We start from the raw sequence: 213 nt of genomic DNA on the forward strand, positions 1-213 counted from the left end.
CCGTTAAGTTGTCCGCATTACACCTGCATCAGCCGTAGGGCCAAGCAAGTTGAGGTCTCATTTAAGACTAAAACGAGAGGAGCGATACAGCACCTAGCCATTGATGCAACTGGCCTTAAGGTTTATGGCGAAGGTGAATGGAAAGTTAAAAAACACGGGACGGATGGCAGGCGCAGAGTCTGGCGAAAGCTACATATTGCCGTCGATACAAGC

The 213-nt window shown here is 49.3% G+C and carries 1 protein-coding gene; it reads left to right on the forward strand.

The annotated features are described in order from the left end of the window. On the forward strand, nt 1-213 hold a 213-nt coding region (locus tag FCV43_RS20055), incomplete at both ends, for a transposase (RefSeq protein ID WP_170961704.1).

Origin of the sequence: Vibrio genomosp. F6 (genome assembly GCF_005146325.1) — a bacterium.
In the GTDB taxonomy this organism is placed as follows: Bacteria; Pseudomonadota; Gammaproteobacteria; order Enterobacterales; family Vibrionaceae; genus Vibrio; species Vibrio cortegadensis.